Here is a 17,063-nt window from a genome sequence, read left to right as displayed (position 1 = left end):
GCCTTACGAGACTAATAAAACTAATTATACTCTGAATTATAACGATATGCAACATTCGGCTTTTTTAATTGCCTTTTTTATAACGATCATTCGTTATTATGATTATGCTTTATTCGGTCTTTCGGCTAGTATCTTAGCTAAGAATTTTTTACCGCCTCTAGAGCATGATGTGCAAATACTCGGCTTCTTTGCGATACTCGGAGGTTCGGTTGTAGCAAGACCGATAGGCTCGTTAATATTCGGTTTTATAGGAGATAAATACGGTCGTACTAAATCGGTTAAAATCTCAGTAATTGTCGCTACTATTTCAACAAGTCTAATCGCTATTACTCCTAGCTTCGCACAAATCGGCAACTTTGCCGTTATCATATTGATATTCTGCCGAATGGTTTTTTTAATGAGCCTTGCCGGTGAAGTCGATGCCATAAAAATTTATGTAGCTGAAAAAGCCGGCAGCAACCGCAAAAATCTAACTAACGGGCTAGTTGTTAGTTGTAGTCAAGTCGGCGCGTTACTTGCCGCTATAATGTATTATTATGCTAGTAACTTTAACGCGTCCGAATATTTATGGCGATTAAATTTTCTCGTCGGCGGAATTTTTGGCATGCTTGCTATTTTAATGAGAAAATTTTTTAAGGAGAGCGAAGAATTTTTATATTACCGAAAAAAACATCCTAATAAAGATGATAACGGCTTGTGGCAAATCTTACAAAATATCAAACTAAAATTTATTATAGCTATGCTTATCAACGGCTCTATCGGCGGCGTTTATCATTTTTTAGTAATTTTTTTAGGAGTCTTTTTATCAAAAATAGCTTGCACCATTGAGCATAATCAAGCTCAAACTATGAATATAATTTTAATTATTACCTACGCAATTGCTGCAATATTTTCCGGTTTGCTCGCCGACAAAATAAACCCTTTAAAACAAATTATAGTTTCTTTGACTTTGAGCCTTGGAACCGCATTAATTATGCAAATTTTATTATATAATCAAATATTTATAATTTACTGTCCCGTAATTCTTATAGGGCTAGCGGCATTCTATGCCGTACCGTTACAAATTATTATCCAATCATTATTTATTACGACAAGCAAAGTGCGAATGTATAGCTTATCCCACTCTTTGGGGGGTATAATTTTATCTTCTGCCACGCCGTTTTTTAGTATGTTATTATGGCAAAATTTTAAGTCATTACCTATAACACTGTGTTTTTTTATAAGCTTATTAATAATAATATTAATCGCTTCGGTGATATTATTGCGTAAGGTTTTGGTTAAGAAATAATGCGAAAAAGTCATATGGTTATTACAAGTATGGTGTCATACCGTGACTTGATCCACTACTGTACGAACGTTGAAAAAAGGCTGTGTCATGCCGTGACTTGATCACGGCATCCAGGAAAATAAAGCCATATTAGACTTATTTTAGAATCTTTTTATGATATTATAAGCTGGATTCCGTGGTCGTAGCCACGGAATGACAGAATTTTTACCTCTTTATTTAAACGTTCGTACAGTAGTGGACTTGATCACGGTATCCGGCTTTTTTATTGTCATGCTGAACAAGTTTGCCGCATCTTTTTTTAGTAGATCCTGAAATAAATTCAGGATGACTTTTTTGTATATTTTTCTAGATTCCCGCCTACGCGGGAATGACATTTTACTTAAAACAACATCTTAGTCTGATAATTTTTTAAAAAATTATCAATAATTATTTTGTCCTTTTCACCTATTTCCGTAGAAGTCGGCGTCAAATTAGAAAGCTTATTTAATTGAGCAATCAAATTTACTAATTTATTCAGGGTTTCGGCAATATTTTTCGTAGCTACTATATTATTCTCGTTTCTTTGCAAGGTCAGCACAGTAAGCTCGTCTTCTAGTAAAATAATAAGCTTAGCAATAAAATTATATAGGCTATCTATAGTATCTATTATATCTTTAGTCATAAATTATCGCCGCCGGCAACAGGTTTAAGCCCGACAAAAGCCCTTTTCTCATTTAACGTCATGAAATCGGCACCGGCTATTTTAGCCCATAAATTTTCTCGTTTTTCGGTTAATGCCGAGATATTATCGCGATCAAGATCGATAACAATATCCTCTTGATATAGATGTGAAAACCAATTACTTAAAGCATCCGCTAGCTTATCAAGTAAAGGAATTAACGTTTCCTCCCATAGAGCAAGCCGTGCTTCTTGCATATTGCTATAAGTATTGTCGCCGTTAATACCGAGTAATTGAGGCGGTACGCCGAAGGCTAAAGCTATCTCCCTTGCTGCTGAATTTTTTGATTCAATAAAATCCATGTCTTTGGGGTTAATACTCATCTCTTGCCACCCTAATCCTCCCTCTAACAATAAGGGTTTGCCGGAGTTATTACTACCGGTGAATTTATCGACTAATTGCGCTTGCAGCCTTTCAAATTGTTCATCGCTAAGATAACCGTTACCGTCTTTCACTATCAATGCACCGCTAGGACGCACGCCGTTCCGCAGTAAAGCATTATTCCAATAGGTGGCTTGTTGATGCAGATCGATCGGCAAAGAAGCAGCATCTAAAGCTGATAATCCATAATGCCCGTTAGTCGGGTGGTAGTTTTTCAGATGTAATACCCTACTCATTTTATTAATAGGATTAATAGGGTAAATTTTTTCGCCGTTGCTACTCTTATATCTATAAGCAATTGCCTGATTCTGCTCTAACACCACTTCCGTAGCCGTTGCATGAAGTAAATAAATCTCCGGCGGCTTTGTGTCTGTTGTTGATAAAATATAGCTGTTACCGAATAATAATTTACCGGCTATTAATTCACTAAAAAAATCGGCTCCGGCTTTTTCCGGATTTGGTCTTTTTAATAAATGATATAACGGATGATCGGCAATTACTTCATTATTACCGTTGTTATTTCTCATTAACTTCCAAGGTACATGCCCCACCGATTGAGCTATTAAATTAACGCATCTATAAACTATGACGTTTTTTCGATAAGCATCTATACCGACTTTGATTTCTCGCAAATCACTATAGGCTATATTATTAAACTCAATAAAAGATTGTGATTTACGGTTTTGGTCTTTAAAAATATTCTTCAAATATTTCCTGATCATAACGGTCTCAAATATTTATTACATATAAAAATTATATAACACTTTATTTGATCCACTAAGGGAGCTGTAAATTTTAGAAATTAAATTAACATTATCGCGGGAAGTTTGGGGTTACCGATATGCAGAATATCTAATGAGAATTTTCTACCTTTAGTTATAGTTAATATGAATTTTCCGAAGAATCCTATAAACTCCCAAAAGCCCGATAGGAACCGGCGGGGAGCGTGGTACGTTATGCGAACCCTAAATCAGTATAGGTTGAAGTTGATTAATGTCCTAACAAAGCCTTATTATATCGGTAATTTAAAAGTCTCTTACTAATAAACCTAGTAACAAAAACCTAGTTACAGGAGCAACAAATTGCCCCTTTCTATTTTGTATTTCTAATATAAACTAGCTCCCAGGTGCTGCGCTATTGTCTAAGCTCATCAAACCACCCAATATAATAAGCTCCCCCTCCTCGCTATTAATTGCTGCATCTATTAAACACGGGCTTAATTCATCAATCCGCTCGCCTATTTCCTTTAAGCTAAATTTTTCCATAGCAGCCCCTAGTAATTCCTGGTGATTCAAAAGCGACTTGTCATAAATTATTTCTTTTACTATAAATGTGATTATACTAGATTCTTTATTTATTTTTAATTCCAATAAATCGCATATATTTTTAAAACCTTTTTGTTGAGCTAAACTTAAAGCCGTATTGCCGTTATTAGTAACCTGATTAATAGCCTGATCGGTCATTTTAGGTATTAGTAGCTCACAAATTCTTTCTAAGCCTTTACTGGCAGCTAAAGTTAATGCTGTTTCATTGGTATCGGTAGCACGACTAATCTGCCGTGAATCCATCCAAAGAATCAACAACTCACATATTTTTGGTAAACCTCCTATGACAGCAGAAATTAATATAGTTTCTTTTTTTTCATTGGTAACATCAAAAACATTAGGGGGATTATCTGGATCACCTAGGTATAGTTTTGAGATAAATATATCATATACTGACTCCATGCCTTTCTCTGCTGCATAATGCAACAGTGTATTACCTTTATTATCGACTTCTCTAATTGGAAGTCCATGTCCTTTAGCTAAATTTTCTGCATCTTGTAACCTATTTTCTCTTATTGCTAAAAATACTTTATCAAATGCTAAATTTTTATTTCTTTGTAAATATTCTTTAATTATTTTTGCTCTTTCATCTTCTATACGATAGCTAAAATTAAGTCCTATAATAGAAGTATTATTTTTAAGAGGTTCTATCAAATACTGTTCTCCTTCAATTCCTATTCTACCAATGCCAAGGTCAAGATACTGCAAAGTAGAATTACCTTTCAACACTTCTCCGAATACTTTTGCCCCTTCGTCTCCTATTTGATTGTCGCTAAGAATAACATTTCGCAAAATAGAATTACTTTTTAAAGCTTCCCCAATTATTTTTGCCCCTTCATCTCCTATTTGACTACTATAAAGGTTAAGATACCGCAAAGTAGAATTACTTTTTAAAGCTTCCCCAATTGCTTTTGCTCCTTCAGTTTTTATTTCATTATGATAAAGTATAAGTCTAGTAAGAACAGTATTGTTTTTTAATTCTTCCGCAAGTACCTTTGCTCCCTCATCTCCTATATTCCTACATGTAAGTTCAAGAATAGTATTGTTATTTCTTAAGCTATCAACGCAGGAAGTAAAACTTTTTTTCTCTAAAAAATCTATTAATAATTCCTTTGGCGTTTTAGTTAATTCTTCATCTGATTTTTTCGTTAATCCTTTCCGTACAAACATAATTACCTCTTTAGCTTGTGTTTATTAATATTTATTAATCTTGGGTTAACCTTTATAGTTGCTAAAATAATTACAAGTATCTCGGTAACAAGTCAAATGAAAAAATCAGGAAAGATTAACAAATTAAAACATAACGTTAAAAAGTGAGGTAATAACTAGAGAATATTATTGTAAGATTTAAGCCCGGTTAGTTTAATCTAAATACTCTACTAGTCTTTTTTTTGAGAAACAGCCCGTAAAGTTCAGGATATTCAGCTTTGAAAGTAGCAAGGTCTAGGCTCTTACGAGTGCAGTTTTTCCATGAGATGATGGGTTTATTGTTCAGGGTTAGCGTATTATGTAACTAACATGTAGCTCATATTTAAAAGTTATGCTTGATCAGAAAATATTTTAACTAGATGCATGTAAATATCTAAAGTTTCAAGTTCGTCTTTGTTAAAAATATATGGAATCTTTACATAAATAAGAGTTTCTTGGTTCTTTTGATTTATTTTATCGCGAGGCAAAAATACGTATAACCGATGTACATGATCAGACTCGGTATTTAACTTTCGGTCTAAAACTTTGTATAAAGCCGCTATATTCCCTTGCGGTTCAGATAAAAAGGAAGTAATAACCGCTTCTAACTTCTCTTTAAACAAAAAATTCAATTCGTCATCATTTTCTAGTTCTTGAACCGATATTATTCTTACATCATCTAATTTAAAATAAAATTTAACGTCTTCAAAAAAAGAATCAGGATATTTTTGTGAAGTTTGAAACTCGAAGTTTTTAGTAAGTTTATTATCAAGAAATTTTTTGTCTAAATAAAATTGTATTATTCTCAAGTCATTCCCTACTATTTTTTTCTTGTAATGCAATAATTGAATAATAAGAATTACAATTGTGGCAATAAGAGCGGCAAATAATATTGGATATAAAATATTTATTTGATTAAGCATATTTTTAACGGCTACTGATATAAATAACCTATAGTAATATAATTTATTATTATTTCAATTTAATTTATTTATTTTCTATCTTAGGCGGTTAAAATTACGTTTGAGAAACTAAGGCGGAAATGAGCATAAGAGTAAAGCGGTTAAGTATATAGGAAATACCCCTAACATACTTGAGAGCTATTATAATATTTTTATCCTACCTAAAATATTTCTTTGTACATAAAGTGTTTTAGTAATACTTCATTTTTTTATCGTGAAACACTAAATTTTTTATTGACTTTCAACAAAAAAAATATAATTTCTTTACATTTAAATTAAAATGCTAAGAAGATGTTAGGCTATGGAAAAGAGCAGAAAAGTTTAACAAGAGAACAGAAGCAAGCAGTAGGATTATTATCTATCGGTACATTTCTAGAATATTTTGACCTTATGCTGTATGTTCATATGGCAGTATTACTCAATGAGCTATTTTTCCCTAAAGCTGACCCTCATACTGCTGCTATTTATTCAGCTTTTGCTTTTTGCTCAATTTTTGTGGTAAGACCAATTGGTGCCTTAGTATTTGGTTGGATTGGAGATAATATAGGACGAAAATCAACTGTTATTATAACAACATTTATGATGGCTATTTCGTGTTTTGCGATGGCTGTTATTCCAACATATGCAGAAAAAGGACTTATTGCTACTATATTAGTTACATTATGCCGTGTTGCTCAAGGTATGTCTTCTATGGGAGAAATAGTAGGAGCAGAAATTTACCTTACTGAACTTATAAAACCACCTGCTCAATACCCTGCTGTAATGTTAATTGCAATTTTTTCTATTTTAGGAGGGACTGCGGCTTTAGGGATTGCATCTTTAGTAACTATGAATGGAGGAGATAATTGGCGTATTGCTTTTTTTATTGGAGCAGGAGTTGCAGGAATTGGAACAATTGCTAGAACAGCGTTGAAAGAAACAAAGGATTTTGCAGATGCAAAACGTAGATTAAAAAAGACTTTTGAAAAAGTAGACTTAAATGAAAAAATATTTGAGGATAGTCCACTTTGGCAAGAAAAAGTTAGTAAGAAAAAAATGTTGGCCTTATTATTAATACAATGCGGCTGGCCTGTGTGCTTTTATATTACTTATATATATTGTGGGAATTTATTAAAGCAACAATTCGGTTATACTCCTGAAGAGGTAATACATCAAAATTTCATTGTATCAATAATAAATCTATTAGGTTATATTATATTAACCTGTTTAAGTTATAAAATTCATCCTCTAAAAATACTAAAAATAAAAATATGGATATTTTTTCCTTTTGCATTACTTTGCCCTTATATATTTAATAATATTAGTAGTCCTTTACATTTATTTTTAATACAATCATTTTTTATGTTATTCGTGTTAAGTACTAATCCAGCAACTCCAGTTTTTTATACTCATATTTCTATTCTCAAACGTTTTATGGTCGGTAGTTTTATATATGCTATATCACGAGCAATGATACATGTTATTACTTCTTTTGGGCTTGTGTATTTAGTGGGATATTTTAATCAATGGGGATTATTATTTATAATATTACCTATGGTAATAGGTTATGCATTTGGAGTATTTTACTTTATAAAGCTAGAGAAGGGAGTAGGGAATTATCAATAACAATTCTCTTTCGGTTTTGTAGAGCGAAATTATGTTGATTTAGATGGTCAAGACATAGTTCACATAGTTTTTTTTCTAGTGCTGGTATTTCAAGGTATATGCTAAGCGTAACGAACGTACTGATAGTTTCCATTAATATTTTCCAAGCTTTTTCAGGAGATTTAGCTCCTAATGTTTGTATATTATGAATTCTATCAAAAACTTTAATAAGCCCTGTTTCATGTCTTTTTTGCTGAATTAATAAATTTAAACTTTCCTCGGCACTAATCTTTCCATAGGATTTAACTCGCGTTAAACCTTCCACGTGCCTTGCTATATTTCTGTCAAAAATTTTGGCGATATTATCTTCTGTAAGCGGCGTGTCCTCTATAGTATCATGTAATAAAGCAGCATTTATCATACTAGGAATGAAAAGTTTAGGTACGTCAATCGCCGTAAACTCCGCAACCATATAAGCAACTTCTATAGGATGAGAATAATAAGGATCGCCTGATTGCCGCATTTGTGTGCCGTGATATTTCCGCGCGTAGTAAATGCCCTTCTTAATTTCTCTGATGTCTATTGGATATTGTACTAACTTGTTTAAATAGGTGATTTTATCCAATAGCTTTGCGGCATATCCGCACATCTCAAACTTTTCTTCCCAGAAATGGATATCTTCCACAAAAATTAACCCAAATTTATTAGATTAATCTTTATAACATTTTCCATTGATAATTTAAAGTAATAAATTGCAATGAGCAGTATTTTTTTAATCTTACAATTTAATAACAATCTTTAAATAATATAAAATAAAAAACTTAAGCTACGTTAATATACTTTAAAATGAAGCTGCACATTATATGTTTTTCGCAACAAAAAATTTTGTAGTTTAATTTAAAATGTTATTTTAGCTTTTCTGCCGCTTCTTCTGCATCTAACTCGGCTTCTATTTGTTGGTCTTCTAATGCCATTTCTTTAGCATGTCTTTCTATTAAATAACTATTTAGTATCCGCATGAGAATCATCACAACGATTAAAGCCGGTATAATAATCTTAAACATATCTTTGGTGTCTTTCCAGACCCTGGCGTTTCTTTGCCTTTTTTCTTCCCTATATTCTTCCTCTGATTTTTCTTCTACAATAGAAATAGTTGGTTCTTCCTGATCAATCATTTTTTACCTTTTAATATATTACGGTGAAATAAATTTATTTAAGAGAGGCTAAATATCAATAAACTTTAATTATAAATGATAGTGAAATAAGTAAAATTGTCAAATTATTTAAGTTGCAAAAAAAAGGTAAAACATGATTAATAATCATGTTAAATATACTTATCTGTGATCTAGGTAAACAAAGTTTTTGCGTGTGACCTCTAACCATTTAGGGTTTGTTGCATTGCTACCGGAATCGTCATTGAGAGGAGGCATTTATGCCGACGCGGCAATCTAGTCCTTGTCATGCTGACCAAGTTTGCCGCATCTTTTTTTAGTAGATCCTGAAATAAATTCAGGAGGACTATGTTTTTCTGGATTGCCGCAGCCACTTCGTGGTTTCGCAATGACGGGTTTCTTATTAATTTTTGAGCCATGCAACAACGCCAACCATTTAAGGGGAATGATAAACTGTAGGTAATAATTTTCCTTAAATTAGCTGTATGTCGGCTACTTTGTGGTTAGTTATATTCATAGCCGATATTGCACAATTAAGGTTAAAAAATGATTTACTTTATTAATTTATAGTAGTATTTTAATTAAAAAATTAATTGAGGAATCATTATGAAAAACGACAATATAAACAGCTATGAAAAGGCTTGGCAAGCTAAACCGGATAGACGTAGTAGTGAAGAAATTTACGAGTCGATCGTTGACGATATCAGAAAAAGGTATAACGGTAAATTATCCGAACCGGAATTACACGAAGCGGCAAGAAGATTAATTGAGTTTGTAAAAATTCTTATGGAGGTACAAATGCGTGTAGAAAAAGAGAAAGAAAATAATAAAGGTTAATTGACTTTTTCGGGGAGTTAGGGCGTTGTTGCATGGCTCGATAAAAGCAGCAGTATGTCATTCCCGCGTAGGCGGGAATCCAGAAAAAACACTTAAAATAAATAAAATTATATAAAAATTTACTATATAATTCGCTTAAATACTTTCTGGATTCCCGCCTTTAGCCATAACTGTACGAAGTTGAAAAATAAATAGAGAAACTGTTTGAGTTTTTCACTCTATTATATATCAAAATAGTAGTATTTTTAGCATTAACGGCAAAAAAAGTACTATTTAATAATCTTAATTTTTTAACTTCGGACAGTTATGGCCTTTAGCTAGAATGACATCGAAAATTTGAGCCATGCAACAACGCCCGGTTAACCTGATTAAAGTATCGTGCCAATGTTAACGGATGATTTGTTAAGCCGATATTAGTAGTATCTTTCGTTATGGCTAGTGCATTGCTGTAGCGTTTGGTATCTTCGGCAACCCCAACGCCGAAAGAGCCAGTACCTGTTATTTCTTCTATGACCCTAACATATAACTTCCCCGGTTTTGGTGAATCAGGCGGCGAGGTTATATTGATCTCATGTGCTATCGGATTTACCAACACATCAAGCATATTTAAAGCTTCATTATGGGTAATTTCCTTCTGTGCCTGCCCGCTATGAATAAGCGGCAGTTTTAACCGGTTTGTATATGTCATGATTTTTTCCTTGAATAGGTTAATTAAAAGTACTATTATTAGCTTTAATAAGTAAAATTAGGTAATATAATATGAGTCATGTAATTTGTTGCGATATGGTAGCTAGTATTTCCGAGCTAAAATCTAATCCTATGGCTACGGTGGAAAGCGCTCATGGTAAACCACTTGCTATATTAAACCGTAATCACCCTGTATTTTATTGTGTTCCTGCTAATTTATATGAAGCTATGATAGAAATGTTGGATGATATAGAACTTAGCAAAATTGTTGAACAACGTGCTAATGAAAAAGAAATACCGGTAAATATTAATGATCTATGAATTAACCTTTTTAGAAACTGCTAAAAAGGAATGGGCTAAGCTAGCACCGGATATTCAAAAGCAATTTAAAACAAAATTGTTAGAACGGCTTATAAATCCTCGTATTCCTAAAGATAAACTTACTTCTATGCCAGATTGCTATAAAGTTAAATTAAGAACTGTTGGTTATAGATTAGTTTATAAAGTTATAGATTCCAGGTTAGTAGTGCAGGTCATAGCAGTAGGTCGCCGTGATCAAAACACTATTTATAAATTAGCTCATAAAAGACTTCTATAGTCACTTAGTTAAGGATTATAGTGGTGCCGTAACCTCTGCCGATTTGACTAGAAAGCTGATAAATAGTAGCGGTTAGGTTATCGGGGAATGTGGTAAAATCGCTTAATATTTGTTCTTTGGTATAAATGATTTTTGAGGTATTGCTTGGCTTTGTTGCATGGCTCGATAAAAGCAGCAGTATGTCATTCTAGCTAAAAGCGGGAATCCAGAAAAAACACCCAAAATAAACAAAATTATATAAAAATTTACTATATAATTCGCTTAAACATTTTCTAGATTCCCGCCTTTAGGTCATAACTGTCCGAAGTTAAAAAATTAAGATTATTAAATAGTACTTTTTTTGCCGTTAATGCTAAAAATACTACTATTTTGATATATAATAGAGTGAAAAACTCAAACAGTTTCTCTATTTATTTTTCAACTTCGGACAGTTATGGCCTTTAGGTAGGAATGACATCGAAAATTCGAGCCATGCAACAGCGCCGTATTGCTTGTTAAAGTTCTAATAGGGGTCTAGCGGAAGAACACCCATTTTTGCGGCTTTATTTTTTTATCCCTGTTTCCATAAGGTTTTGCGTAATTTTTCTTCCAACGTATCAATCATTTTTTCTAAGTCTATTTTACCGATATTCTTTTTAAAATTATAATGGCCGGTAAAGATAATATAACCCCATGCTATTGGTGAAATTCTAACGAATTGATCAATTACAGCCTGTGAAGCATTTTCTTCAATTATTTTTTGATATAATATATCTAACATAGTGCTGCTGTAAGCAATAATGCAATTGGCTACAAACTTTGCTGCCTGAGCACTTACACGGTTATCAATAATTTTTTTACCTTTAAAAACACCGTTATAAACTTTACGAATTATACCTTGTAGCTGATGATAATTTTCGGTACGGTTGCGTGCAGTTTTTATAGCTTTTCTAAGTTTTATGTCGTTTATCATATTAAGCACATGTATACTTTTGAATATTTTATTGTATTCAAATAGAGCAGAGTTTAATTGGGAGTACCGATCATGCGATGACAGCTTACGAATAATAGTAGTTTGTGTATTTTCCTGCAGGACAAGAGATAGAAGCACCCTAAGAATCCACTTTTCCTTAGATTTAATCAGTGCAACATCAATTTGACCTTTAGGCTTTACTGCTCCTTTACATGTAGAGTGGTACATGTGAGAGTAAAGTTTTTTTGCCTCATCTTTAATATTTTTAATGCTTGGCAAATATCCAATATCTACTGAATCAAGTACTACAAAGTTAACTGGATTAATGGAATGATTATCACCAGTAACATAATTAATTGCAATATTAGATTTATTTCCACAAACAATATCGTATAACCCATGCCCCTCATACTCATTCAGTCCTATACATCTAGCGTTAACTACAACGTGATTGGCTACCAAGGAGTAAATAGATATTCCCTTTCCTTTACCAAAGTACTTTTTAGAATATCTAGATTGAATAGTATTATTGCTTGTTGAGTGTTTCTTGCCATCAGCATCTGCAAGCAATTCTCTATCAAGAAGATTCCATTCCTTAAATATTGATAACCCATTAATATAGTTACTAGTAATATCATTAGCTTCTGACAGGCTTTCCACTCGAATAAAGTCTTGTCTTGTAGAACGTAGAATATTAAGATTAATATCGCATATCTCAGCCATTTGAGGGATATTAAACCCGAAGGCTTCTGACAATAGACAGGCACTTACTGCCGATACTACTGGTTTCTTACGTTTAATATATCTATGTTTGATATGAGTAAATCCATTCCATAAATGCATACGGTCACCAATAAATTTAAGTAAATCAGTGATCTCAATCTTTGGTAAGTTACTAAAAAATGAATCATCTAATTTTTCTTTAGCTTCATAAAGTAATTTCCAAGATATAGTACCTTCTTCATCCTTAGTTATTTCTAAACCTTCATTAGTACCATTATCAATATTTGCATTAGTTTCATTCCATGCTAAATCTAGGTTTTGTAATGTTTTATCAAGGTGCTTATTGCAATAAATAGGTATCTTATGATACCCAAATTTGGTAGCTATTTCTTCAACATTATCAACTAAATTCTCAGGTACGAGATCATAATCTAGATCACTATAGGACAAACTATCATTACAAACTAACCTTCCCTTAGTAATATAACAGTTCATTTTCCAATAGACATAAAATTCGAAGCGGTAAGGATCAAGGTACTCTGAATCATAATCACTCTTAAGGTAAGGAAGTATCCATTTAGCAATTACTAGCCCAATATTATCTGAAGTTTTTACTTTTAGAGCGGCTGGATATCTCCCCTTTGAATAATGAGTTTTCAGGAACTCAATAAGTTTTATCAAATAGCTATTCTGGTTCGCTAATTCAAACCCAACTGCTAGCATTATCGGACGTAAATAACGAGAAAATGACGCAGAAGATTTTGTATAAAATTCCCATTTAGCCAAGGTTTTATCAAAGGTTTTGCCCTCAATAAAAGCTGCAAGTAATTCAAATTGAGCTTTTGGCAAAATAGTATATGCCTCTTGGATCAATTCATCGTAACTGCACCCTGTATCATTTTTTTCTTTAGATGGAAACCATTTAAGAAATTTTGCTAGCTTTGGAAACTCCAATACAATTTCAGCACTATGGTGTATAGAAGCAACGTTAGCATGATTTTTTGCTGCTTCTATAATAGAAGCCATGTGGTGTTGAAATGTAATAATTAGGTTATCCATAAATTGCCGGTAACGGTTATAAAGAAAACATACTAAGTATAGCCATTGTTGTGTTTCTCCCATTTTTCTGAGTCTCGAAGCATAATAATTTTCTGCTAGCTCCCCATAATACTTGATACCATTTTTAGAAATACCTAATTGAGGAATAAAAGATTTACAAAATTGGTACAGTTCCTCAATCTTTTGTACTTTCTTAATTTCCAGTTTTACGGCGGTATACTGAAAATTCTTTTGATCGCATCGCATACTATTGAGCTGTCTAATACTTCCATCATTATTTACAACTTCTGTAAGTTGCTGTTTAATATTATCCGGAATAAAAGATATAATATTGTTTAATCGAGCTTCTTCAGTGCTGAATGCTTTAGAAAATATGTCTTGTAATGTTCGATATTTTGGTATAACAATACGTTCATTTTCAAAATATTTAAATAGCTCTCTTAAGCTGCTTTGGGCTTTGGGGTAATACCGTATTAATTCCAATAAATGGGTCATAATCACAACTGTAAGACTAGGTGTCCAATCAGTATAACGATGTAATTTTAAAATAGTATTTTGCTGAGCTTTAATTTTTTCTCGGTAAGGTTTATCAGTCAAAGTATTTTGAGATTGAGTAAAATATCTATTAATCAAATAGGTTACATCATCTAAAATCTCTTCAAAATTAAAATTATAGAATTGTTGAGTTGCTCTGAAGTAACCTAATTGCAATATAAAATATATTTTTAGCTTCAAAGTTCGATATTCAAGCAATAGTGTATGATCACTATTGGATAAAGCAAAAAAAGTCTCTCTATCCTTTTCGGTAAAGACTGGAAGGCTATATAATTCCTCAATTTCAGCATTTGAGAGTAAAATAATTCTAGTTTTTTTATTCATGGTTCATTTAAACGAGGATTATTATTAACCGGTTTTATATAATGAAAAAGATACAAAAATCAGAGCAAAAGAGTTAATTATTGCTGTCCACTTTATCAAGGTTCAAGTAAGCTATAAACAATAACATATATGTACTAAATTACTATGAAATATGGATATGCACGTGTCTCAACAAAAGATCAGGTTTTAGACTTGCAAATTGACGCACTAAAAAAAGCCGGTTGTGATAAAGTATTTCTAGAAGTAGCCAAGGGGATCAAAGCAGATCGCCCTGAGTGGATAAAACTTCTAAGTGCAATTAAATCAGGTGATACATTAGTAGTATGGAAATTAGACCGTATTGGAAGATCTCTTCAGCATTTAATTAAAACAGTTAATGAACTAATATCTAATAATATTGATATAATTAGCTTAAAAGATCCAATCAATATAATAACAGCTCAAGGTCGGTTAATGTTTAATATTTTTGCTTCACTTGCTGAATTTGAAAAAGATTTAATTCGTGAACGTACCATGGCAGGTCTTAAGTCTGCAAGAGATAGAGGGCGAATGGGAGGACGACCGAAGGGATTATCAGAAAAAGCTAAACGAAATGCAGGTATTGCTGAAGCATTATATAAACAGAATGAACTTACGTCCGATCAAATTGCTTCTCAACTAAATATTTCCAAAACAACATTATATAAATATTTACGAATAAGAAATGTAAGCATAGGTAGTTTTAATAGTGATTAAGGTAAAGAGTGACATTAATTAATCTTTTGAAATACGGGGATATTGTAGAGATAAAAAAATAAAACCGCAAAAATGGGTGTTCTTCCACTAGACCCGTAATAGTCTTATTGTTCTTCTTGATATCGAGTTCGTACTTTTCAATATCTTCGCCGATCGGTATGTCGACATAATCGCGCCAATCGTTATCTATTCTAGAGCGGCGTAGCCAACTGATTTTTATATTGCCGTCTGCGTCTTTTTCGACAGTAGCGTAAACAGAAGCAAAGGGCTTTAAAGCTCTGCCTGTATAGGTAAAAATAACGCTTTCAGTTTCGGCTAGAGTTTTGCCGATTGTTACCGCTTTGTAATTAATAGGCTTGCCGATTAGATTGTTTGGAATAGGAACGCTAATAATTTCATTATTTAACAGAATAAACTTATCACCGATTTTATGGCTAGCAATTGCACATTCCGTGCCTTGTCGACCGCATAATAATCTAGTTAACTTATATTTTTTATCACTAATTAGTTCGGCATTTTGGAACTGGATTAACTCCTCCCCGATAAGCGCCTTATTGGCACCGTTTAATAACGCTAAATCATTGACGTTTTGCAGTTTTCCGTAGAGTAATTGGATAATTATTTCCGTAGACTCGTCGAATAATAGAGGTGAAGCAGTGGGGGTTTTATTTAAGACAAAAACCGTTATAGCTTGCGCATTTATTGCCGATATCGTGAGGTGGTACCCTTTGTCTAGACAAATTTTTTAAATTTTAGAGGTGTAATTCTCCTTTATTAATGTATTGGTTTTTCAAAGTAAAGTTTGCATTTTCTATGTCATATAGCCTCTTGGTAATTTTCTAGTTTTTCTGCAAAATGTATCATTTTAGGTGTCTTATATTCAAGCGATTGATGAGGTCTTTGCTTATTATAAAATTCTATATAATCTCTGATAGCTATCTTTGCTTCACGTACCGTTTCAAGATCAAAACGATAAATCTTCTCTTGTTTCAAAGATCTCCAAAAACGTTCAATAAATACATTATCTAAGGCTCTGCCTTTGCCGTCCATACTAATAGCTATGCCTTGTTGCTCAAGTATTTGAGTAAAATCTTTTGATGTAAACTGTACTCCCTGATCCGTATTAAAAATGTCAGGCTTGCCATGTATAGATATTGCTTCATTTAGAGCTTCAATACAAAAATCATTTTCTAAACTAATCGACACCCGCCAACTCAAAATATAACGACTATACCAATCCATTATAGCAACCAAATATACAAAACCTTGCTTTAATCTTATGTAAGTAATATCTGCACAGTAAACTTGATTGGAGCAAACCACCTCTATATTATTTAATAGATATGGGTATACTTTATGAGCCTGATTCCTACGGCTTAAATTAATTTTTGGGTATACTGCTTCAATACCAAGTATTTTATAATATTTTCTTATCATCTTACGACTAACATTTAACCCTTCCGATTTTAGGACATGAGACATTCTTCTAGTACCATAATAGGGATGCTCTGTAAAAATCTCATCAATTCTGTTCAGTACTCTATACTCCTTATCATCTAAGGTATTCCTAGCTCGGTAATAGTAACTTGAGCGGTTTAAATCTAAAAGTTCGCATTGTCTTGCTATGGTTAATTTTGAAGCATAACTTATCATTTTTTTCCTAACCTCTAAATCCAAAGATACTAGATTTTTTTTTGAGCCAGTCTCTTTCAACTGTTAACTGGCCTATTTGCTCAAATAATGATTTAATTAAATCTTCTTGGCCGGTATCTTGTTGTTTAGATTTCGATTTAAATCCAGAAACCATAAAATCTAAAGCTTCTTTCTTCCATTTATAAATCTGATTAGCGTGAACACCATATTTGCTGGTAATTTGAGCTATAGTCATTTCTCCAGATATTGCTTCAATTGCTATTTTTGCTTTTTCTTCTGCGCTATATTTTTTAACTTGTTTTTTCATTTTTTGCTCCTTTTC

The 17,063-nt window shown here is 32.6% G+C and carries 20 protein-coding genes; 6 read left to right on the top strand and 14 right to left on the bottom strand.

What is annotated here, in order from left to right; translation table 11 throughout:
* Positions 1 to 46: 46 nt before the first annotated feature.
* The gene (locus AAHM91_RS03870; RefSeq protein WP_342270725.1) at positions 47 to 1,288 is read left to right on the top strand and encodes an MFS transporter; all 1,242 of its coding nucleotides are present in this window, start codon (positions 47 to 49) and stop codon (positions 1,286 to 1,288) included.
* A gap of 212 nt (positions 1,289 to 1,500) precedes the next feature.
* On the opposite strand, the gene AAHM91_RS03865 is transcribed toward AAHM91_RS03870, so the two are convergent.
* The 5 genes from AAHM91_RS03865 to AAHM91_RS03845 all read right to left on the bottom strand — a co-directional run bounded on the left by AAHM91_RS03865 (position 1,501) and on the right by AAHM91_RS03845 (position 5,823).
* Positions 1,501 to 1,662: a hypothetical protein gene (locus AAHM91_RS03865; protein WP_342269941.1), complete on the bottom strand. Its 162-nt coding sequence runs from the start codon at positions 1,660 to 1,662 to the stop codon at positions 1,501 to 1,503.
* Positions 1,663 to 1,667: 5 nt separating this feature from the next.
* Positions 1,668 to 1,949: a hypothetical protein gene (locus tag AAHM91_RS03860; protein WP_253307654.1), complete on the bottom strand. Its 282-nt coding sequence runs from the start codon at positions 1,947 to 1,949 to the stop codon at positions 1,668 to 1,670.
* Positions 1,946 to 3,109 carry a phage portal protein gene (locus tag AAHM91_RS03855; RefSeq protein WP_342269940.1) on the bottom strand — a complete coding sequence of 388 codons (1,164 nt, stop codon included), beginning with the start codon at positions 3,107 to 3,109 and terminating at the stop codon, positions 1,946 to 1,948. The genes AAHM91_RS03860 and AAHM91_RS03855 overlap by 4 nt, the downstream gene beginning before the upstream one ends.
* 393 nt (positions 3,110 to 3,502) lie before the next feature.
* Positions 3,503 to 4,882 (bottom strand): ankyrin repeat domain-containing protein, encoded by a 1,380-nt coding sequence (locus AAHM91_RS03850; protein ID WP_342269939.1) that lies wholly within the window; start codon positions 4,880 to 4,882, stop codon positions 3,503 to 3,505.
* Positions 4,883 to 5,250: 368 nt separating this feature from the next.
* Positions 5,251 to 5,823: a hypothetical protein gene (locus AAHM91_RS03845; protein WP_342269938.1), complete on the bottom strand. Its 573-nt coding sequence runs from the start codon at positions 5,821 to 5,823 to the stop codon at positions 5,251 to 5,253.
* Positions 5,824 to 6,153: 330 nt separating this feature from the next.
* Here AAHM91_RS03845 and AAHM91_RS03840 point away from each other — a divergent pair, with 330 nt between their 5' ends.
* Positions 6,154 to 7,467 (top strand): MFS transporter, encoded by a 1,314-nt coding sequence (locus AAHM91_RS03840; protein WP_253307658.1) that lies wholly within the window; start codon positions 6,154 to 6,156, stop codon positions 7,465 to 7,467.
* Here the strand turns inward: AAHM91_RS03840 and AAHM91_RS03835 are convergent.
* From AAHM91_RS03835 to AAHM91_RS03825, 3 genes are all read right to left on the bottom strand, one after another.
* Positions 7,430 to 8,131 carry an HD domain-containing protein gene (locus AAHM91_RS03835; protein WP_342269937.1) on the bottom strand — a complete coding sequence of 234 codons (702 nt, stop codon included), beginning with the start codon at positions 8,129 to 8,131 and terminating at the stop codon, positions 7,430 to 7,432. The two genes, AAHM91_RS03840 and AAHM91_RS03835, sit on opposite strands and share 38 nt — an antisense overlap.
* Positions 8,132 to 8,351: 220 nt before the next feature.
* Positions 8,352 to 8,621 carry a hypothetical protein gene (locus tag AAHM91_RS03830; RefSeq protein WP_342269936.1) on the bottom strand — a complete coding sequence of 90 codons (270 nt, stop codon included), beginning with the start codon at positions 8,619 to 8,621 and terminating at the stop codon, positions 8,352 to 8,354.
* 200 nt (positions 8,622 to 8,821) lie between these two features.
* On the bottom strand, positions 8,822 to 9,037 hold the full coding sequence (locus tag AAHM91_RS03825) for a hypothetical protein (protein WP_342269935.1): 216 nt from the start codon (positions 9,035 to 9,037) through the stop codon (positions 8,822 to 8,824).
* 187 nt (positions 9,038 to 9,224) lie between these two features.
* Here AAHM91_RS03825 and AAHM91_RS03820 point away from each other — a divergent pair, with 187 nt between their 5' ends.
* On the top strand, positions 9,225 to 9,455 hold the full coding sequence (locus AAHM91_RS03820) for a hypothetical protein (RefSeq protein ID WP_342269934.1): 231 nt from the start codon (positions 9,225 to 9,227) through the stop codon (positions 9,453 to 9,455).
* Positions 9,456 to 9,768: 313 nt separating this feature from the next.
* Here AAHM91_RS03820 and AAHM91_RS03815 read toward each other — a convergent pair whose 3' ends face one another.
* On the bottom strand, positions 9,769 to 10,143 hold the full coding sequence (locus tag AAHM91_RS03815; RefSeq protein WP_342269933.1) for a DUF2793 domain-containing protein: 375 nt from the start codon (positions 10,141 to 10,143) through the stop codon (positions 9,769 to 9,771).
* Between the two features lie 71 nt (positions 10,144 to 10,214).
* Between AAHM91_RS03815 and AAHM91_RS03810 the strand changes: the two genes are divergently transcribed.
* Both AAHM91_RS03810 and AAHM91_RS03805 read left to right on the top strand, forming a co-directional pair.
* Positions 10,215 to 10,463 carry a type II toxin-antitoxin system Phd/YefM family antitoxin gene (locus AAHM91_RS03810; RefSeq protein WP_342269932.1) on the top strand — a complete coding sequence of 83 codons (249 nt, stop codon included), beginning with the start codon at positions 10,215 to 10,217 and terminating at the stop codon, positions 10,461 to 10,463.
* Entirely contained in the window at positions 10,453 to 10,740 is a 288-nt protein-coding gene (locus tag AAHM91_RS03805) for a type II toxin-antitoxin system RelE family toxin (RefSeq protein ID WP_342269931.1), read from the top strand. Before AAHM91_RS03810 ends, AAHM91_RS03805 begins: the two co-directional genes overlap by 11 nt.
* A 102-nt stretch (positions 10,741 to 10,842) precedes the next feature.
* Here the strand turns inward: AAHM91_RS03805 and AAHM91_RS03800 are convergent, their stop codons facing one another.
* Both AAHM91_RS03800 and AAHM91_RS03795 read right to left on the bottom strand, forming a co-directional pair.
* Positions 10,843 to 10,971, bottom strand: a complete 129-nt coding sequence (locus AAHM91_RS03800; protein ID WP_342269930.1) for a hypothetical protein — start codon at positions 10,969 to 10,971, stop codon at positions 10,843 to 10,845.
* 319 nt (positions 10,972 to 11,290) lie between these two features.
* A complete protein-coding gene (locus AAHM91_RS03795; RefSeq protein ID WP_342269929.1) occupies positions 11,291 to 14,353 on the bottom strand; it encodes a Tn3 family transposase in 3,063 nt (1,020 codons plus the stop codon).
* Between the two features lie 144 nt (positions 14,354 to 14,497).
* On the opposite strand from AAHM91_RS03795, the gene AAHM91_RS03790 reads away from it, so the two are divergent.
* A complete protein-coding gene (locus AAHM91_RS03790; protein ID WP_342269928.1) occupies positions 14,498 to 15,088 on the top strand; it encodes a recombinase family protein in 591 nt (196 codons plus the stop codon).
* Here the strand turns inward: AAHM91_RS03790 and AAHM91_RS11005 are convergent.
* From AAHM91_RS11005 to AAHM91_RS03780, 3 genes are all read right to left on the bottom strand, one after another.
* Positions 15,075 to 15,776 (bottom strand): GTA baseplate fiber-binding domain-containing protein, encoded by a 702-nt coding sequence (locus AAHM91_RS11005; RefSeq protein WP_458693709.1) that lies wholly within the window; start codon positions 15,774 to 15,776, stop codon positions 15,075 to 15,077. The genes AAHM91_RS03790 and AAHM91_RS11005 overlap by 14 nt on opposite strands.
* Positions 15,777 to 15,904: 128 nt before the next feature.
* Entirely contained in the window at positions 15,905 to 16,741 is an 837-nt protein-coding gene (locus tag AAHM91_RS03785) for an IS3 family transposase (protein WP_342269489.1), read from the bottom strand.
* A gap of 7 nt (positions 16,742 to 16,748) precedes the next feature.
* On the bottom strand, positions 16,749 to 17,048 hold the full coding sequence (locus AAHM91_RS03780) for a transposase (RefSeq protein WP_045812944.1): 300 nt from the start codon (positions 17,046 to 17,048) through the stop codon (positions 16,749 to 16,751).
* Between the last annotated feature and the right edge of the window lie 15 nt (positions 17,049 to 17,063).

Origin of the sequence: Rickettsia endosymbiont of Orchestes rusci, assembly GCF_964030945.1 — a bacterium.
In the GTDB taxonomy this organism is placed as follows: domain Bacteria; phylum Pseudomonadota; class Alphaproteobacteria; order Rickettsiales; family Rickettsiaceae; genus Rickettsia.
Note: the sequence above shows the minus strand (reverse complement) of the source record. Positions and strands in the feature narration are given on the sequence as shown.